We start from the raw sequence: 17,555 nt of genomic DNA on the forward strand, positions 1-17,555 counted from the left end.
TCTCTTCCTTACAGAATGGTGGTGCAGCGCACTTCCACGTCGAGCAATTCTTTCAGTTCGTTGTCCAGCGCCATGATCGTCAGCGTTGCGCCGACCATTTCAAGCGAAGTGAAATAATTGCCGATATAAGTGCGATGGATTGTCAGTCCGCGTGCCCGGATCTCGGATTCAATCGTGTCGTTGAGGATATAAAGCTCGTTCAGCGGCGTTGCGCCCAGACCCGAAATAAGCACGGCGACTTCGGTGCCTTCAGCAAGTTCATGGTCATCGAGCACGATCTGGCACATATCTTTTGCGACTTCGGCTGCGGGCTTGAGCGGCTCCACCCGCACCCCAGGCTCGCCGTGATGCCCGATCCCGACTTCCATCGTTCCCGGCGCGATCTCGAAATTCGGATGACCGACGGCAGGCAGCGTGCATGGACCGAGCCCCACACCGATCGAACGGCAGTTATCGATGGCCTTCTGCGCTGTGGCGCGAACCTCCTCCAGGGCGGCTCCAGTTGCCGCTTTTGCGCCGCCAACCTTCCACATGAAAATCTCGCCGGCAACGCCGCGCCGCTTTTCGCGTTCGTCGGCAGGGGCTGAACAGACATCGTCGTTCGCGACGACTGTCGCAACTTCGACCCCGTCCTTGGCGGCCAGCTTGGTCGCCATCTTCACATTCATGTTGTCGCCCGCGTAGTTGCCATAAAGGACGACAACGCCCTTGCCGCCATCTGCTTCGCGTATGGCATCGTGAAAACTCTTGGCGGTTGGCGAGGAAAACAGTTCCCCCACCGCTACCGCATCAAGCATGTTCTTCCCCGTGTAACCGATGAAAGCGGGCTCATGACCGGAACCGCCACCTGTAACGACACCGACCTTGCCGGCGACGGGGGCGTCTTTCGCAGCAATGACACGCGGGTTTTCCGCGAGCCGGACGATGTCGGAATGAGCTTTGACAAAACCCTTCACGGTATCTTCCACGACTTCGTCCGGATTGTTGATGAAGCGCTGCATGATATCTCCTGTAAGATGAATGAGCGCTGGGCTCAAAGAATGGTATAGCCGCCGTCGATCAGGAGATCGGCACCAGTAATCATGTCGGCTCCTGCAGATGCGAGGAATACGGCTGCTGCGGCAATCTCTTCGGGATAGGCAAAACGCCCTGCGGGGATACGCTTCTTTGCGGCCTCGCCCTTTTCACCGGCCCAGGCCTTCTTGCCGAGTTCCGTGAGCACGATGGTCGGTGAAAGTGTGTTGACGCATATCCCATGCTTGCCCCATTCGGCTGCGAAGGTCTTCGACATGCCGATGACGCCGAACTTCGACGCGCAGTAGGCGACGTGTTCTTCAATAGCGACTGTGCCTGCCTGAGAGGCGAGATTGATGATCTTGCCGCCCTTGCCCGCAGCGATCATGGCGCGACCGACCGCCTGGGTAACGAGGAAACTTCCTTTGAGATTAATGGAGATGGTCCTATCCCATTCATCGAGCGAAATTTCTTCCGCAGGAGCCAGATAGACGACACCTGCGCTATTGACCGCAATGTCGATTGTGCCGAACTCATCATTGACCGCTGCGATTGCGTCATTGACCGACTGCTGGCTCGAAACATCGCAAACGAACGGCTTTGCGTTTTCGCCGAGTTCCGCGGCTTTGGCTTTCGCAATATCAGCGCTTATATCGAGCACTGCGACTTTGGCGCCTTTGGCGATGAAAGCTCTGGATATTGCAGCACCAATCCCGGAAGCGCCTCCGGTCACGATTGCAATTTTTCCGGAAAGCGGGAAGTTCAGGTCAATTTGGGGAGCTTGATCGGACATTTTTTGCCTCGGGAGTCTGGATTGTGAGCCTGGCGGCCCGGCATCCCTATCACGACTTTCACGATAAGTGGCGGGGCCGCCCAGGCAGCGTTACTTGCGGCTTTCCAGGAGCTTGTCGACGTTTTGAGCGGTCACCGGCGTCCATGGAACATTGTAGTTCTTGTCCTTGCCGTCGTTGAACGGCATATCCGGATACTGCGCCCAGATATCGGATTGAGGCTTGTACTCGCCCTTCTTGGCGTGGAAGATCGCAAGGTCGAGAGCGCCTTGTGCCTGCGCATTTGCATCCTGCAGAATGGAGGTCATCGTGCCTTCCTTGACCGCATGCAGTGCATCGGTAATACCGTCGATGCCAGCGATTGCGAAATCACTCACCTTGAGGTTGGCGGCCTTGATCGCCTCGATCGCTCCGAGCGCCATTTCGTCATTCTGGCCGATCACGCCCTTGATCTGACCAGGATGGGCGGTCAGCCAATTCTCCATAAGGGTCTGCGCTTCAGCGCGAGACCAGTTCGCAGTCTGGTCTTCAAGAACCTTCACGTCGGGGCATTCGGCAAGCGCTTTCTTGTTGCCTTCCAGACGGGAAATCTGTGCGGATTGGCCGATTGGTCCTTCAAGGATGACGACATTTCCCTTGCAGCCGATCTTGTCGAGCACGTCCTTGGCTTCCATATAGCCCGACACCGTATCGTCGGAGCCGACATAGGCCGCGAGCAAATCGGAGTTGACGCGTGTGTTCGAACCTACAACCGGGATGCCTGCGTCACTGGCGGCCTGAACGGCGGCAGCACCTGCCTCGATATCAATAGGGACGAAGATGATCGCATCGAACTTCTGCGTAATCATCGTATTGAACTGTTCCTGCTGGACCAGCGCATCATAACGCCCGTCGAATATGGTCAGGTCAACCTCGCCGTTCTTGACCGCCGGATGCTTTTTCAGGGCTTCCGACCAGACCTGCATGAACTCGGCATTCAATCCGTAAGGCGCCGCGCCGATCTTGAGCTTCTTGTCTTGCGCCAGTGATGGCGTAACGATTAGTGCGGACGCCGCAGCGAGCGCGATCAACAGTTTTTTCATTGCAATCTCCTCCTTGTTGATTTGGCATACCGATCAGTATGCCGTTCTTGAAAATGGGGGCGGTGCGGCTAGGCCATTTCCCGTTTGAATTGAATCGGTAGAAATGCCCTTTTCGTTTGCTTTTGCGCATGTCCTTACCCCCGAAACCGTTTCCTGCTTTCGGGGGGGCCTGCTCTAGGCGCCCTGGTTGCGTTTCTGATCAAGCATGACCGCGCCTACGATGAGTGCTCCCTTCAAAACCTGCTGGTAGTAGGACTGGATACCCATCAGATCGAGACCGTTGTTCATGACACCGATGATGAGCGCGCCGATGAGTGTTCCCGTGATGCGCCCGACGCCGCCCGAAAGGCTGGTGCCGCCAATGACGACCGCTGCGATGGCATCGAGTTCATAGCTGATACCCGCTTGCGGCAGCGCCGATCCGGTGCGGGCGGACAGGACCATGCCTGCAAGGCCAGCCAGCCCGCCGGAGATGACGTAAACTGAAAAGCGCACCCGTGATATGTTGATGCCAGAAGTATTAGCAGCGTGGGGATTGCCGCCAACAGCGTAGATATAGCGGCCGAACCGCGAGCGGTTCAGAATCCACCATGATACCAGAAACACGATCGCGAGCAGAATGACAGGAACCGGAACGCCGAGAATGTTGCCAGTTCCGATCCAGCGAAAATCCGGGACAAGGGCGGGTACCGGCTTGCCGCCGCCGTAGATCAAGGTCAGGCCGCGCGCTGCGGAAAGCATGCCGAGCGTGGCCACGAATGCCGGAACCGCGAAGCGTGAGACGATCGTGCCGACCAGCGCGCCGCAGCTGATGCCTACGAGCAGACCGACGGGAATGGCTATGAACGGTGAATATGGAGCGCCCGCAATGCCTGCCGTCGCCGACGTGGTTGCAAGGCTGGCGCTGACGATACCGGCCAATGCGACTACAGAGCCAACGGAGAGGTCGATGCCACGCGTCAGAATGACGAAGGTCATGCCGATGGCGAGAATGCCGTTGATGGAGGTTTGCAGCAAAACGTTGGAAATATTGCCTGCCGTCAGGAAATACTCGTTGGAGAACGAGAGGATCGTAGCCAGAAGCAGGAAGGCGATGAATATACCGTATTCCTGAACGACGAGCCTGCGACGTTCGGAGCCAAACCAGCTGGTTGGTGAATTATTCTCTGTGGTGGACACTGTTTTACCTCTCCAGAACCGGCCGCAAGTGCTGATGCAGGCGACTGTTCTATCTCCTTGGTCTCAACCGATACGCGGTGCTTCCGGGTCAATCTTCATGTCGAAAGATGCACCAGCGACTGCGCGTTCGTTTCCGCCCTGCGATAAATGCCAACCGATTTTCCCCCGCGCATGACCATGATGCGATCGGACATGCCGAGAACCTCATCGATCTCGGATGAGACCATGACTACAGTTCCGCCTTCGGCGGCAAATTCGCAGATGACGCGGTAAATTTCCTGTTTTGCGCCGACATCGACACCGCGCGTGGGTTCATCAAGCAGCAGAACACGCGGGCTTCGCAGGAACCATTTTCCAAGCACGACTTTCTGCTGGTTGCCACCCGAAAGGCCGGAAACCGCCATCGTGTCATGCGCGACCTTGATCCTGAAACGCTCGATCATTGCCCTGCTGGCTGACGATTCCTCGCGTCGGTTCATTGCAAAATGCGGGCTCATCTCGGGCAGGCTGGCAAGGCAGATATTGTTGCGAACGCTGTCGCCAAGATTGAGACCGGTGAGTTTTCGGTCCTCCGTCACGAAGGCGAGCCCGAGCGCCATAGCATCCGAGGGACGCCGAATGCTTATCGTCTCACCTTCCAGACGGATTGCGCCTTGGGAGGCTTTATCCAGTCCGAAAAGACAGTTGAATATTTCCGAACGACCCGACCCCATCAATCCGTAGATGCCAAAGATCTCACCCTTGTGCGCGGTGAAGGAGATATCGGTTATCTTGCCTGGTGCGCTGAGGCCCAAGACCTCGAGGCCTGGAACTTCTGTCGGGACATTCGTCTTGATGTATTCGTCGCCCAATTCCCGTCCGACGATCAAACGGATCAAGTCTGCCCGCGTGATAGCTCCGAGATCGCCGCTGTCGATATAGCTGCCGTCGCGAAACACGGTATAGGTGTCGGCAATCTGAAAAATCTCCGACAGTCGATGCGAGACGTAGACGACCCCTTTGCCGCTCGCTTTCAGCCGTCCGATTGCGGCAAAAAGCTGCTGCGCTTCCTTTTCGCCAATGGCCGACGTCGGTTCGTCCATGAAAATGACTTCGGCGTCGTGACTGAGCGCTTTTGCGATCTCAACCAGTTGAATCTGCGCGACGGACAGATTCATCATGAACTGATTGGCGCGAATTTTGAATTCGAGTTGGTCGAGAAGTTTTTGAGCATTCCGATTCATCGTCTTGAAGTCGATGCCGCCGAAACAACGAAGCGGTTCTCTGCCCAGATAGATGTTTTCCGCCACGGTCATGTGCGGGATGGGGCTCAACTCCTGCTCGATTATGGCGATGCCCGCCTGCAACGCTTCAGCAGGGCTGGAATATGTGACTTCTTTTCCGCGCCGCCGGATGTGACCTTCGTCACGGGCGTGAATGCCCATCAGAATTTTCAGAAAGGTGGATTTGCCCGCGCCGTTGCCCCCGCAAAGTGCATGCACCGAGCCGGGCCGCAACCGGAGGCGTCCGTTCCGCAAGGCGGCAACGCCGCCGAAGGACTTTTTCAGTCCCTCCACATCCAGCAGAAGTTCCAATGCATTTCCTCCGCTGGCGGCAGTTGTTCTGCCGCCGGTTTCAACGGTCTCGCCGTCGTTTTGACAATATTCGATTAATGATCGACAAATGTCAACATTTCATATAAGAAGGATAAATAGAGTAGGAGGAACATCTGTCATGCTGGTCGCTGGGAGGCGACAATGACCTTTTCATTCAATGGGTTAGTACAATCATGCCTGTCGACAGGTTTTCATGGCGGGTTTTGTCCGCGATTGTGCCGTCAGCTGTTGGCCCCCTTTTTTTGAGAAGATTTTGGTGTTGGGGGAAATGTGTTGACAAGAGACAAAACTATCTGACAAATGTCAAAAGTGGAGGCGGTCTTCAAACTATCACCTGTCAGGAGGCGGCAGGGTTTGAAGAACGAGAAATGCTTCGATAGCGGGAGGATGGACGTGTCATCGAACAGCCTGGATCGACAGACGCTATTTCTGGCGTTGATCAATGTCGCCGTTCTGGCGGCGGGCGGCTTTCTGGCCGGTTCAAATTTCATGGACAGCTATAACCTGCAATCGATGGCGTCGCAGGTTCCCGAATTGGGACTGCTGGCCTTCGGTGTCATGCTGGCGATGATTTCAGGCAATGGCGGTATCGATCTTTCGGGCATCGCGCTGGCAAATCTTTCCGGCATCGTCGCGTTTCTGCTGACACGCCATTATATTCCGGCTGCCGATGCACCGCTGCTTTTCTCGTGGGTATTTGCCGGCCTGGCGCTGGTCGTCGGGTTGATCGGCGGTGTCATCAATGGGATCGTGATTGCCTATGCGCGCCTGACGCCATTGATCGCAACGCTCGGAACCCAGCTTCTTTTTACTGGCATTGCCGTATTCCTGACCAACGGCTCCGCCGTCAGCATGGGCTTTATCGAGTCACTCGACAATTTCGGCAACATGCCCGTTCTTGGCGTTCCGATGTGTTTTGCGCTGTTTATCGCTATCGCTCTGGCGCTGTCATTCCTGCTCAAATACACGCCTTTCGGCGTGAAACTGATGCTACTTGGCAGCAATGCCAAGGCGGCTCGCTATGGCGGTATCAATGAAAGGCGCATGCTTCTCATCACCTATACGCTGTGCGGCCTTCTTGCTTCAGTTGCGGGGATCATCATTGCTGCGCGCAACTCTTCGGTGAAGTGGGACTATGGCGGGTCTTACGTCCTGATTGCGATCCTGATTGCCGTCTTGGGCGGTGTGAAGCCGGAGGGCGGCTACGGGAAGATACTCTGTGTGCTACTGGCCGCTACGGCTCTGCAGATACTCTCAAGCCTGTTCAACTTCATGAACATCTCGAATTTCTTCCGCGATCTTGCCTGGGGTGTTCTGCTGCTGGCGCTTCTGGCATCGGCACGCATGCACTTCAGCTACTGGCTGCGGCCCAGAAGACAATAGCGACAAGGCTGCGGTTCCGGGATGAAGCCGCCAGCCGAGGACCCAAAAAACAATCTGCTTATATTAATGGAGGAGTCTTATGAGCATGTTTTCCAAACTGATAGCGGGCACGATGCTTGCGGGAACAGTCATGGCCGGCGCCGCACTCGCGGCAGACAAGCCGACCATCGTGACGGTAGTCAAGGTTACTGGTGAAAACTGGTTTACCCGCATGAACGAAGGGGTTGATGCTTATGGCAAGGACAATGCCAATGTGAGCGCCAGCCAGGTGGGCCCGGCAAAGGCTGATGCCGCGCAGCAGACCCGCATCATCGAAGACCTCGTTGCCAAGAATGTCTCGGCGATTGCCGTTGTGCCGATGGACCCTTCAGCGCTTGAAGGCGTGCTGCGCCGCGCTTCACAGCGCGGCATCAAGGTCATCACCCATGAGGGTGACAGCCTCGTGAATACAGATGTCGATATCGAAGCCTTCGACAACAAGGCATTCGGCGCGCGTATCAATGAAAAACTGGCCGAATGCATGGGCAAATCGGGCAAGTGGACCTCGTTCGTGGGATCGCTTGGCAGCCTCACGCATAATCAATGGGTCGATGCCGGTGCCGAAAACGCCAAGCAGTATCCGGATATGGAACTGGTGGCAGAGAAGAACGAATCTTTCAATGATGCCAACCGGGCCTATGAAAAGGCCAAGGAAATCCTCCGTAAATATCCGGATATCAAGGGCTTTCAGGGATCGTCCGCTATCGATGTGATCGGCATAGGTCGTGCGGTGGAGGAAGCGGGACTGCAGGACAAGACCTGCGTGTTCGGTCTCGGGCTTCCGAAGGATACCGGTCCGTATCTCGAAAGCGGTGCTGTCGACCAGATTTTCTTCTGGGACCCGAAGGATGCTGGCTACGTCATGAACAAGGTCTCCGATCTCGTTCTCAAGGGCGAGGAAATCAAGGATGGCATGGATTTGGGTGTTCCGGGTTACGAGAAGATGACCGTCATCAAGGGACCGGGCAAGGGCATCATCATCCAGGGCCAGGCCTGGGTTGATGCGGACAAGTCCAACTACAAGAACTTCCCGTTCTGATTACGAAGCAACGCGCCACGCTGACCTCCAGGGCCGCCCTCACCACAGCGGCCCTGGAGGAACAATCCGGAATTTCAGGAATTCGCCATGCTCGCCACCGATACAACGACACATTCTGCGCCGCCGTTTCTAGAGGTCAGAAACGTCAAGAAATCCTTTGGCGGCGTAAAAGCACTCAAAGACGTCAGCCTGACAATTGAAGCCGGACAAATCTACCATCTGATGGGAGAGAACGGTTGCGGCAAGAGCACGCTGATCAAAATCCTCTCAGGCGCACAGCCCGCCGATGAGGGGCAGATACTGATCGACGGCGAGGCGACCGGTGCAACGGCTGGCGATCTCGGCGCTATTGGGGCGCTTCGTGCAGGAATAGAAACTGTTTATCAGGATCTGTCGCTGCTACCCAATCTCTCCGTGGCTGAAAATGTAGCATTTACCGAACAGCTCGTTGAAGCTTCCGGGCGTCTTGCCCGCCGGTTGAATATTTCGCTTCTGAACGAAACTGCGCGGCGGGCGCTTGCCGAAGTGCATTTGCCTACAGACAATGCGTTTCTTTCGCGCCGAACCGACACGCTGCCGCTGGCAACGCGCCAGTTGATCGCCATTGCGCGCGCGGTCGCTTCCGAGGCACGCCTTGTCATCATGGACGAGCCCACGACATCGTTGACTCGCCAGGAAGTTGAAAACCTGCTGCATGTGGTGGAACGCCTTCGTAGCAAGGGTGTGGCCGTGCTGTTCGTCACGCACAAACTCGATGAGTGCAAGTCTCTTGGCGGGCGTGCAATCATCATGCGCGACGGACTGAAGGTTGCCGAGCTTGATGTCGCCTTGCACAGCAAGGCGGAGTTCAGTCATTGGATGACCGGTCGTGAAATCAGCGAAACACGCTATCGCACTGATCCGAAACTTGGCGAAGTCATGCTCGAAGTCGAAAAGCTTGGCGATGGCAAGGCATTTCGGGATGTTTCACTCAAGCTTAGAAAAGGTGAAATCCTCGGTATCACTGGCCTGCTGGATTCGGGCCGCAACGAGCTTGCGCTCGCTCTTGCTGGTGTCAAAACAGCAACAACCGGAAAGATGCGCTTGAACGGGCAAAAGATCGCACCGCAGTCGACGGCGCAAGCCATTGAATATGGGATCGGTTACGTGCCGGAAGACCGGCTGACCGAAGGTCTTTTCCTCGAGAAACCGATTCAGGACAACATTACCCTTCCGATCCTCGACCGGTTGCGCAATGCGCTTGGCGTGATCAGCGCCCGGCGTGCGCGTCGCGTCGCCGAGCAAAGCGTTGCCGACCTGCAGATCGTCGCGCCGGACGTAACCATACCGGTGCAGTCCCTGTCCGGAGGCAATCAGCAGCGCGTTCTGATCGGCCGATGGCTGACGATCAACCCTCAGCTTCTGATCCTGCATGGTCCGACGGTGGGGGTGGATGTAGGCTCGAAGGACACGATTTTCCGTATCATCCAGCGTCTGGCTGATGATGGTATGGGCGTCATTATCATCAGTGATGATTTGCCGGAGCTTTTGCAGAACTGTGACCGCATTCTCGTCATGCGTCAGGGCCGTATCGTGGCTACGCATGCTGCCGAGGGCCTGAGCGAAGATGCCATCTACCAATCCATGGCCAGCACGTCGAAGGAGGTGGCACAATGACTGAGATCGCATCTGCTTCTGTTGCGGATAAGGGCCAGGGCGGCATTGGCTCGCGTCTCTGGGATCTGCTGGGGCGCCGGCCAGAAATCTTCACGTTGCTTCTGATAATCGTCACCTGTCTGGTGGTTATCGGTGCCAATCCTGATTTCCTTCAGATGAGCAATATCGTGGATATTCTACGCGCTTCCGTCGTGCGAGGATTGTTTGCGATGGGCGTGCTGGTCGTGCTCGCTTCCGGTGGGATCGACGTTTCATTCACGGCTATTGCGGCCTTCGTGATGTATGCTCTGACCATGCTGGTCACGAACTGGTTTCCTGAAATGCCGATGACGATCATCCTGATCCTTGCGGCTCTGGGCGGCGCGGCGTTTGGCGCTCTGAACGGCCTCCTCGTCCAGAAACTGCAAGCCCCCTCGCTGATCGTCACCATCGGAACGCAATATGTGATCCGAAGCTTTCTGCTGACCTTTGTCGGCACTGCGCTGTTCATGAATATTCCGGCGGCAATGGATGCTTTCGGCAAGGCCTCGCTCTTTACCCATCACGCATCGAACGGCGTCGTTTCAGTACTACCAGCCACGGTTCTGGTTCTCGTTGCCGCCGCGCTGGTGACATGGTTCATCCTTGAGCGGACATTGATGGGACGGGCAATCTTCGCTGTCGGCGGCAATCCGGGCATAGCCGAACGACTTGGCATCAATCTCTTCCGCGTGCGTATTTTCGTCTTCGCCTATGCGGGGCTTCTGGCTGGTATTGCGGGCGTGGTTCACGTCTCAAGCAATCGTCTCGCCAATCCATTCGATCTTGCCGGTATGGAACTTGAAATCATCGCTGCTGTCGTGCTCGGCGGTGCGCGGATTACGGGTGGTTCCGGTTCGGTGATTGGAACACTGTTGGGGGTGCTTTTGATCACGATCGTCAGCAATGTTCTGATCTTCGTGGGAATTCCGAGCACGCTGCAGCTTGCCATTGTGGGCATTTTCATCCTGCTTGCCGGTACGATCTTCGCCTTGCGCAATCGCAGTTGAAATCAAATCGGCCGCGCTTTTCTGTCACAGCACAGGTGCGGCCTCACGTATTTTCTGGGAGGGTTTCATGTCACACGATGTGTCGGTCGTAGGGCTTTATATTCTTGATGTGCTCGGTCGGCCGGTCGATGCAATTCCACCGGGCGGGAATGTCGAATTCATTGATGAAATCCGGTTGACCGTCGCGGGTACCGCTGGCGGCACGGTTGTCGATCTGGCCAAGCTCGGCCTCAACTGCTTGGCCGTCGGCGCGGTCGGCGACGACGAGAAAGCCGAATTCGTCATTGCGACCTTGCAGCGTTTTGGTGTTGATGCAGCGCAGATGCAGCGTCTCAAAGGCGTGCCGACCTCAGCGAGCATCCTGAATATTCGCCACAACGGCGATCGTCCGGCTCTGCATGCACGCGGGGCATCGGACCATTTCGAGATTGCGGACAGTGCGCTCGATGCAGTGCTGGCGCCGCCGATCATTCATCTTGGTGGAACCGGTCTTCTGGCCAAGCTTGATGGCGAGCCCAGCCGAAAGCTTCTTGCTGAAGCGAAGGCACGCGGAAGAACGACGACCTTCGATCTTCTCGGCGCAAATGATGGCACTCTCGACCTGATCGCTCCGCTTTTCCCGCATATCGACTATTTCATGCCTTCCATCGAGGAAGCGAAGCAGATTTCGGGCGCTGAGGATGTTGAGGGCGCAGGCGCCTTCTTTCTTGAGCGTGGCGTGAAGCATTGTGTATTCACGCTCGGCGGTGACGGCGTCTGTTTCATGGACGCATCAGGCCAAATCGTGCGCCAGCCTGCTTTCCAGATCGAAGTCGTAGATACCACCGGATGCGGCGATGCTTTCGATGCCGGTTTCATTACGGCCTTGCATCACAAGATGGATTTGAAAACGGCCTTGAACTTCGCTCAAGCGTCGGCCGCGCTCGTTGCAACAGGCCTCGGCTCGGATGCGGGTATTCGCTCCTTCGACGAGACGCTGGCGTTCATGAACACCGTGCCTGTCCGGCAATAGTTTAATAGGGGCGGGCGGGTTTAGAAGACCGCCCCGCCTTCTAATCAGCAAGGAGCCGTTCGGCAGCCTCCATATCGGTCACCAGATGCGTGGCATACCCGCCCGCCAGAACAGCGCGAATTGCTTCGACCTTGTGCGCGCCACCTGCAACGCACAACCTATGCGGGACGCCACGCAGTTCATCAAGCTCAATGCCGATGACGCGCCGGTCGAGCTCGCGGACAATCTGCTTTCCGTCACGGTCAAGGAAGCGGCAGATCAGAACCGCCGCCGCCCCTTCACGTGCATAAGCGTCGATTTCCTCATTGCTGGTCACATCGGCAATGCGCATCGTGCTTTCGGCAGCAAGACCGCCGACGCCGAAAACAATCATGTCGGCCTGGCCGATCAGTTCGAACTGGCGCTGGAGTACGGGTTCGCCCATCAGCGCATCTCGTAGTTCAGCCGTGCTGAGCACGGCAGGGGCCAGCATGTTGATGCTGGTTGCGCCCATGTTGCGCGCCATGATGGAGGTGCAAAGCTCAGCGGAAAACTCCCGTTTGCCGATGGATGAGCCTGTGACCTGTACTATCGTGATCCCTTCCATCGGCTGCGGCAGCGAAATTGCATCGGCAATGGCAAGTACTGTGCGTCCCCATGAGACGCAGATGGTCTCGCCGGGCTTCACCATACGCTCCATCAATCGCGCTCCGCCCGCGCCCAGTGCTTTCAGGCGAGCTTCGACGGTGATTGATTTTTCCGATGGAATGACGAGTGCCTCCGCCAGCCCGAACCGCGTCGCCAATTTGCGAGCGATATGCGTGCGTGTTGCTATTTCAGGGTTCATCAGGATCCGCACGACACCTCTCTGCCTTGCCTCCTGCAGATAGTTGACGATGGTTGCGCGCGAAACACCGATCATCTGCGCGATTTCGTTCTGGGTCAGCTGATTCTCGTAATAAAGCCAGGCTGCCCAGACAACGGCGTCATCGAACTCGGCCGGGATAGCATGCGTAGACGATGTTTGGGCGCCCGATGTCATACTCGTTTCCTGTTGTCTCTGTTGTTCCTGAGTTGCACAGAAAAACCTTTCGATCAACAAGCCAATCAATCGAGTTGACTAATGTCAGTTATTGGTGTCAATTGTATATGAGAGGAAGAGGAATCTCCACAAGTCTTTGTTGCGCCGCGGAAAATGCGAGGTTTTCCACGAAGGCGCCTTTGTGTCTGCACTTCAATGCGCAGGCTTGCAGCTAAGGGAACGGCGGATGAAATCGAATTGGTCACAAGCGGATTTCGACAGGATTGTCGGTGCGTATGAACAGGCAGGCGTGAACCGCGATGTCGCGATCCGCACTTATACCACGCGTCTTCTCGGTTCCGAGCCCAAGCTGGTTTTGCACGGCGGCGGCAACACCTCGGTCAAGACCAGGCTGATTGATCATGACGGCAGTGAAGTTTCCGTGCTGTGCGTCAAGGGCAGCGGCTGGGACATGGGCAAGATAGAGCCAGCAGGTCTCCCCGCTCTGCATCTGGAACCGTTGAAAGCGATGGTGAACTACGAAACCTTGTCGGATGACGATATGGTCATGCTGCAACGCCGCTTGCTGCTCGATCCGGCAGCGCCCAATCCATCCGTGGAAGCCATCCTTCATGCGATCCTGCCATTCAAGCATGTCGACCACACGCATGCCAACGCGATCGTGGCGCTTACCAATCAGCCACGGGGTGAAGAGATCATCCGCGAACTTTTCCCGGAGATGATTATCGTGCCTTATGTCATGCCGGGTTTCGATCTTTCGAAAGCGTGTCTGAAGGCATTTTCCGCAAAGCCCGATGCACCCGGCATGATCTTGCTGAAGCACGGTATTTTCACCTGGTCGGAGGACCCGCGTGAAGCCTATGAAAATATGATCGCCGGGATTGATCGTGCTGAAAAGCGCATCGCGGAAGGCAGGCCACGCCCATTCGGAACGGCAAGCGCCACACGATCGGCTAAAGCCATGGCCTCGGCGGCGGAAATCGCACCTATATTGCGTGGAGCGATTGCACTCCCTGGCAGGGGAGAGGGACGGCCGCGCCGCTTCATTCTCGAGCACCGCTCTAATGACGATATTCTTGATTTTTGCGGTGCGCCGAACATCGCGGATCTGGTGCGGCGCGGGAATGCGACACCGGAACATGTCATTCATATCAAGCGCTATGGCGTGGCACTACCAAGGCCGGAAGCCGATAACCTTGAAGCATGGACAGTCGGCGTAAAAGAGGCGGTGGCCGCCTATGCGGCCGACTACACGGCCTATTTCGAGCGTAACAATGCGCGTGTCGGCGGCGGCAAGAAGATGCTCGATCCGATGCCGCGCGTTTTCTATGTCGAGGGCGTGGGACTTTTTGCGGCTGGAAACACGCAGAAATCCGCTGGCATCTGCGCGGACGTCGCCGAAGCGACGATTGAGGTCATTCGCGGTGCCGAAGGTATCGACCGTTTTGAAGCACTTTCCGAAGAAGACCTTTTTGACATCGAATACTGGTCACTGGAACAGGCAAAGCTTACCAAGCAGACCGAAAAGCCGCTGACGCGGCAGGTGGCGGTCGTGACAGGCGGAGCAGGCGGTCTCGGTCTGGCTATCGCGGAGCAACTGAAAAATCAGGGTGCGGAACTTGCGCTGATTGACATCGATGGGGAGCGCGTAGCTGCGGAAGCGAAGCGGCTGGGTGGCTTCGCCCTTGCATGTGACCTGACTGATCCCGTTGCGGCTGACGATGCACTTGCACAGATCGCGGCAAAATTTGGCGGGGTCGATATACTTGTCTCCAATGCGGGTGCAGCTTTTCAGGGCGCTTTGACCTCTGTCGAGGACGATCTGTTCAAGGCTGCGTTCGATCTCAATTTCTGGAGCCATCATTATATTGCGCGGGCTGCGATCAAGGTCATGCAGAAGCAAGGCACCGGCGGTGCCGTCGTGTTCAATGTCAGCAAGCAGGCCGTAAACCCGGGGCCTGATTTCGGCCCTTATGGCACATCGAAGGCGGCATTGATGGCACTGATGCGTCAATATTCCCTGGAGCACGCCGCTGATGGCATTACGGTAAACGCGGTCAATCCCGATCGAATACGAACAGGCCTGATGACCGACGAAATGGTCGAGGAGCGTGCGCGGGCACGCGGTGTAACGCCGGAAGTCTATATGCGCGGCAATTTGCTGAAGCGGGAAGTCTCTGGCGAGGACGTTGCCGAGGCGGTTCTGCATCTGGTGCAGGCACGCGCATCCACTGGCGCTGTCATAACCGTTGATGGCGGCAACGTGGCGGCGATGATGAGGTAAACAGGTGCCAGTCGGGGTCCCGCCCGTTTCACCCTAAGCTTGATAGTTCGTTGTGATCGGGCGGTGTAAGGGAACCTTGTCGCCTGTTACGCCACTCCACGCCAGTTATCATCCGGATGTGGAATATCAGAACATAGGCTAGTGGCCCTCATACGTGCTGAAGAACCCGATGGATTTACGGCTCCCAAAACTAGGAACCGCCAATTGGGTTTTCCAGTCGCCAAGCATCCTGCATGGGCTTTCTGAGCAGGGTCCCCACTAGTACTAAGCCAATAAATTACATTTATCTAATATTTCAATCATAAGTCATAAACAATAATCAGTTAGTAATTTTACGATTAACCAAAACATGCGTTCTGGCTTGTTCCGGTAATACTTGGTGCGTATAACCACGCTGGCTGATTCAGTTTCGTTAAGGGGAGGCAATCATTACTTTTGGTTGCATTTTTCTCCCTGCACGGCACTTATTTTTTAAGGCACCGCTGGTGCGAGGAGAAAGCATGTCTGGCAGTTATTCAATCTGGAAATCTTCCCGTCGAATGTTGGCGCGCGGCGTTGCTGTCGCGCTTGTGACTGCAGGTCTTATCCTGCCTCAGGCTGCTTATGCATGCACCAGTTTCATTCTTCCAACAAAAGACGGCAGTTTCGTTTACGGGCGCACGATGGAGTTCGGTTTTAATATCGATTCCAAAATGATCATGATCCCGCGCAACTTCAAAATGACTTCGCAGCTTTCGGCCGATACCGCAGGGAAGACGTGGAATGCCAAGTATGCGGCTGTAGGCATGAACGCCTTTGGCCTCCCGGCACTGATCGATGGCATGAACGAAAAAGGTCTTGCGGGTGGCATCCTCTATTTCCCGGATTTTGCGCAGTATCCTGATCCGTCCTCTGTAAAGCCGGAAAACAGCCTCGCCCCATGGGATTTCCTGAGCTGGGCGCTGGGCAATTTCTCGACAGTGGCAGAAGTGAAAGCTGCGCTCGAAACGGTAGCCGTCGTGGGCGTCAAGCAGTCTGATATGGGCTTTGTCCCACCGGTCCATTACACGCTGCACGACACAACCGGCGCGTCGATAGTGATTGAACCGGTCGATGGCAAGCTGAAGGTATATGACAATCCGCTAAGTGTCTTGACCAACGCGCCTACATTCGACTGGCATATGACAAATCTGCGCAACTACGTGAATCTGTCGCCAAAGAATGTCAAGGCGCTGAAAATCAACAATGAAACCATCAAGCAGTTGGGCGAGGGATCTGGCATGCTCGGCGTACCGGGCGATATGACGCCACCGTCGCGCTTTGTTCGTGCCAGCGCCAATCTTCTATCGGCTCGCAGTGTAGCAAGCGGCATCGAGAGCGTGCGCCTGGCGGAACACATTTTGAACAGTTTCGATATCCCGATCGGCCTGGTTCAGGGCGAAGCGGGTGAGGAAGACAAGCCTGTTGATTATACGCAGTGGTCAACGGTCGCCGACATGAAGAATGACGTGTACTATGTCAAGACCTATGAGGAACAGATCCTGCGGGGAGTTTCTCTCAAGGACCTCGACCTTGATGCCAAGGAACTTCTGACGATCAAGATTCCGACAGCAGTGGAGTCACTGCCGGTCTTGAAACAGAAATAAGGAAAAAGGAGCGGCGCGAGCCGCTCTTTTGCTTCTCGCGCGGTTAATTTTCTTCGAGCCGCGATCAGACGTCAGTACTTTGTCTTTGAAACTTGTGCACCGACGCCGGTGGGATATTGCGGAATGAGCGGCCGATCTCTTCCGATTTGAGTCCGAGTGCAGCGAGCAGCTCTGTATGGACCGGACAACGCATGGCGTAGGTGAACTGATAGAATGAACCGAGCTGCGCGAGATAGTGGAAGCTCCCCCGCAAGACCGCTTCCACCTGCACTTTATCCATCGCCAGAAGGCCGAGGCCGCTGACGATGTTCTTGCAGGACCCCGGCGGTAAAAGGTCGAGCGCGGCGAGTTGTGTCGCGTCGGCCTGAATGACAGTTGAACGCGGAAAGCGTTTGCGTAACATACTCACAAAATCCGGATTGAATTCGATCAGTATCAGATCGCGCGGATCGACGCCTCGTTTGAGCAGAGCATAAGTGAATACGCCCGTTCCAGGGCCCAATTCGATGACGGGGCCGGTGCCCGGGCTGATTTCGCGCGTGATCAACCGGGCAAGAGACGGGCCGGACGGTGCTATTGCGGCAGTTAGCAGCGGATTGCGCAGCCATGCAGCAAAGAAGGGAACGAAATCTGCAATTGGCATTCGGCGACTCCTCGTGAAAACTGTTCTCCGATTCGTCCGGCAGAACCGCTGCAATTTCGAAGCTTCACCTGTCAAAGACCTGTCGTCCCGGTCGCGTGTAATCGTAAAATAGGCTGGGGCTTCGGGAACCGTTGGCCAATGCCAGCCTGATGCCAGACACGATG

The 17,555-nt window shown here is 56.1% G+C and carries 14 protein-coding genes; 7 read left to right on the plus strand and 7 right to left on the minus strand.

Annotation, left to right across the window (positions count from 1 at the left end):
• Window positions 1-8: 8 nt before the first annotated feature.
• The 5 genes from ACS5UA_RS17395 to ACS5UA_RS17415 all read right to left on the minus strand — a co-directional run bounded on the left by ACS5UA_RS17395 (window position 9) and on the right by ACS5UA_RS17415 (window position 5,640).
• Window positions 9-1,001 carry a dihydroxyacetone kinase subunit DhaK gene (locus tag ACS5UA_RS17395; RefSeq protein ID WP_100651889.1) on the minus strand — a complete coding sequence of 331 codons (993 nt, stop codon included), beginning with the start codon at window positions 999-1,001 and terminating at the stop codon, window positions 9-11.
• A gap of 32 nt (window positions 1,002-1,033) precedes the next feature.
• Complete coding sequence (locus ACS5UA_RS17400) at window positions 1,034-1,807, minus strand: GolD/DthD family dehydrogenase (protein ID WP_025092222.1); 774 nt, start codon at window positions 1,805-1,807, stop codon at window positions 1,034-1,036.
• 90 nt (window positions 1,808-1,897) lie between these two features.
• Window positions 1,898-2,887 (minus strand): substrate-binding domain-containing protein, encoded by a 990-nt coding sequence (locus ACS5UA_RS17405; RefSeq protein ID WP_025092221.1) that lies wholly within the window; start codon window positions 2,885-2,887, stop codon window positions 1,898-1,900.
• A gap of 174 nt (window positions 2,888-3,061) precedes the next feature.
• Complete coding sequence (locus ACS5UA_RS17410; protein ID WP_025092220.1) at window positions 3,062-4,066, minus strand: ABC transporter permease; 1,005 nt, start codon at window positions 4,064-4,066, stop codon at window positions 3,062-3,064.
• A 95-nt stretch (window positions 4,067-4,161) separates the two neighbouring features.
• Window positions 4,162-5,640 carry a sugar ABC transporter ATP-binding protein gene (locus tag ACS5UA_RS17415; protein WP_025092219.1) on the minus strand — a complete coding sequence of 493 codons (1,479 nt, stop codon included), beginning with the start codon at window positions 5,638-5,640 and terminating at the stop codon, window positions 4,162-4,164.
• A 414-nt stretch (window positions 5,641-6,054) separates the two neighbouring features.
• Here ACS5UA_RS17415 and ACS5UA_RS17420 point away from each other — a divergent pair, with 414 nt between their 5' ends.
• From ACS5UA_RS17420 to ACS5UA_RS17440, 5 genes are all read left to right on the plus strand, one after another.
• A complete protein-coding gene (locus tag ACS5UA_RS17420) occupies window positions 6,055-7,044 on the plus strand; it encodes an ABC transporter permease (RefSeq protein WP_025092218.1) in 990 nt (329 codons plus the stop codon).
• Between the two features lie 79 nt (window positions 7,045-7,123).
• Window positions 7,124-8,122, plus strand: coding sequence for an autoinducer 2 ABC transporter substrate-binding protein (locus ACS5UA_RS17425; protein ID WP_006469741.1), 999 nt, complete (start codon window positions 7,124-7,126; stop codon window positions 8,120-8,122).
• Window positions 8,123-8,209: 87 nt separating this feature from the next.
• Window positions 8,210-9,778 carry a sugar ABC transporter ATP-binding protein gene (locus tag ACS5UA_RS17430; protein ID WP_025092217.1) on the plus strand — a complete coding sequence of 523 codons (1,569 nt, stop codon included), beginning with the start codon at window positions 8,210-8,212 and terminating at the stop codon, window positions 9,776-9,778.
• Complete coding sequence (locus tag ACS5UA_RS17435; RefSeq protein ID WP_112702434.1) at window positions 9,775-10,806, plus strand: ABC transporter permease; 1,032 nt, start codon at window positions 9,775-9,777, stop codon at window positions 10,804-10,806. The genes ACS5UA_RS17430 and ACS5UA_RS17435 overlap by 4 nt, the downstream gene beginning before the upstream one ends.
• A 67-nt stretch (window positions 10,807-10,873) precedes the next feature.
• The gene (locus tag ACS5UA_RS17440; protein ID WP_112702433.1) at window positions 10,874-11,818 is read left to right on the plus strand and encodes a carbohydrate kinase family protein; all 945 of its coding nucleotides are present in this window, start codon (window positions 10,874-10,876) and stop codon (window positions 11,816-11,818) included.
• Window positions 11,819-11,858: 40 nt separating this feature from the next.
• On the opposite strand, the gene ACS5UA_RS17445 is transcribed toward ACS5UA_RS17440, so the two are convergent.
• Window positions 11,859-12,839: a sugar-binding transcriptional regulator gene (locus ACS5UA_RS17445; RefSeq protein ID WP_025092214.1), complete on the minus strand. Its 981-nt coding sequence runs from the start codon at window positions 12,837-12,839 to the stop codon at window positions 11,859-11,861.
• Window positions 12,840-13,065: 226 nt separating this feature from the next.
• Here ACS5UA_RS17445 and ACS5UA_RS17450 point away from each other — a divergent pair, with 226 nt between their 5' ends.
• Both ACS5UA_RS17450 and ACS5UA_RS17455 read left to right on the plus strand, forming a co-directional pair.
• Entirely contained in the window at window positions 13,066-15,123 is a 2,058-nt protein-coding gene (locus ACS5UA_RS17450) for a bifunctional aldolase/short-chain dehydrogenase (protein ID WP_025092213.1), read from the plus strand.
• 500 nt (window positions 15,124-15,623) lie between these two features.
• On the plus strand, window positions 15,624-16,748 hold the full coding sequence (locus ACS5UA_RS17455; RefSeq protein WP_025092212.1) for a linear amide C-N hydrolase: 1,125 nt from the start codon (window positions 15,624-15,626) through the stop codon (window positions 16,746-16,748).
• Window positions 16,749-16,812: 64 nt separating this feature from the next.
• Here the strand turns inward: ACS5UA_RS17455 and ACS5UA_RS17460 are convergent, their stop codons facing one another.
• On the minus strand, window positions 16,813-17,391 hold the full coding sequence (locus ACS5UA_RS17460) for a class I SAM-dependent methyltransferase (protein WP_025092211.1): 579 nt from the start codon (window positions 17,389-17,391) through the stop codon (window positions 16,813-16,815).
• Window positions 17,392-17,555 lie beyond the last annotated feature (164 nt).

It is taken from the genome of Brucella sp. RRSP16 (assembly GCF_052246815.1).
Lineage (GTDB): Bacteria > Pseudomonadota > Alphaproteobacteria > Rhizobiales > Rhizobiaceae > Brucella > Brucella intermedia.

Excerpts from the sequence above, each read along its gene's own strand:
- ACS5UA_RS17395 (WP_100651889.1), bottom strand. The coding sequence starts at position 1,001 with ATGCAGCGCTTCATCAACAATCCGGACGAAGTCGTGGAAGATACCGTG.
- ACS5UA_RS17405 (WP_025092221.1), bottom strand. The coding sequence starts at position 2,887 with ATGAAAAAACTGTTGATCGCGCTCGCTGCGGCGTCCGCACTAATCGTT.
- ACS5UA_RS17435 (WP_112702434.1), top strand. The coding sequence starts at position 9,775 with ATGACTGAGATCGCATCTGCTTCTGTTGCGGATAAGGGCCAGGGCGGC.
- ACS5UA_RS17455 (WP_025092212.1), top strand. The coding sequence starts at position 15,624 with ATGTCTGGCAGTTATTCAATCTGGAAATCTTCCCGTCGAATGTTGGCG.
- ACS5UA_RS17445 (WP_025092214.1), bottom strand. The coding sequence starts at position 12,839 with ATGACATCGGGCGCCCAAACATCGTCTACGCATGCTATCCCGGCCGAG.
- ACS5UA_RS17450 (WP_025092213.1), top strand. The coding sequence starts at position 13,066 with ATGAAATCGAATTGGTCACAAGCGGATTTCGACAGGATTGTCGGTGCG.
- ACS5UA_RS17440 (WP_112702433.1), top strand. The coding sequence starts at position 10,874 with ATGTCACACGATGTGTCGGTCGTAGGGCTTTATATTCTTGATGTGCTC.
- ACS5UA_RS17460 (WP_025092211.1), bottom strand. The coding sequence starts at position 17,391 with ATGCCAATTGCAGATTTCGTTCCCTTCTTTGCTGCATGGCTGCGCAAT.
- ACS5UA_RS17425 (WP_006469741.1), top strand. The coding sequence starts at position 7,124 with ATGAGCATGTTTTCCAAACTGATAGCGGGCACGATGCTTGCGGGAACA.
- ACS5UA_RS17430 (WP_025092217.1), top strand. The coding sequence starts at position 8,210 with ATGCTCGCCACCGATACAACGACACATTCTGCGCCGCCGTTTCTAGAG.
- ACS5UA_RS17400 (WP_025092222.1), bottom strand. The coding sequence starts at position 1,807 with ATGTCCGATCAAGCTCCCCAAATTGACCTGAACTTCCCGCTTTCCGGA.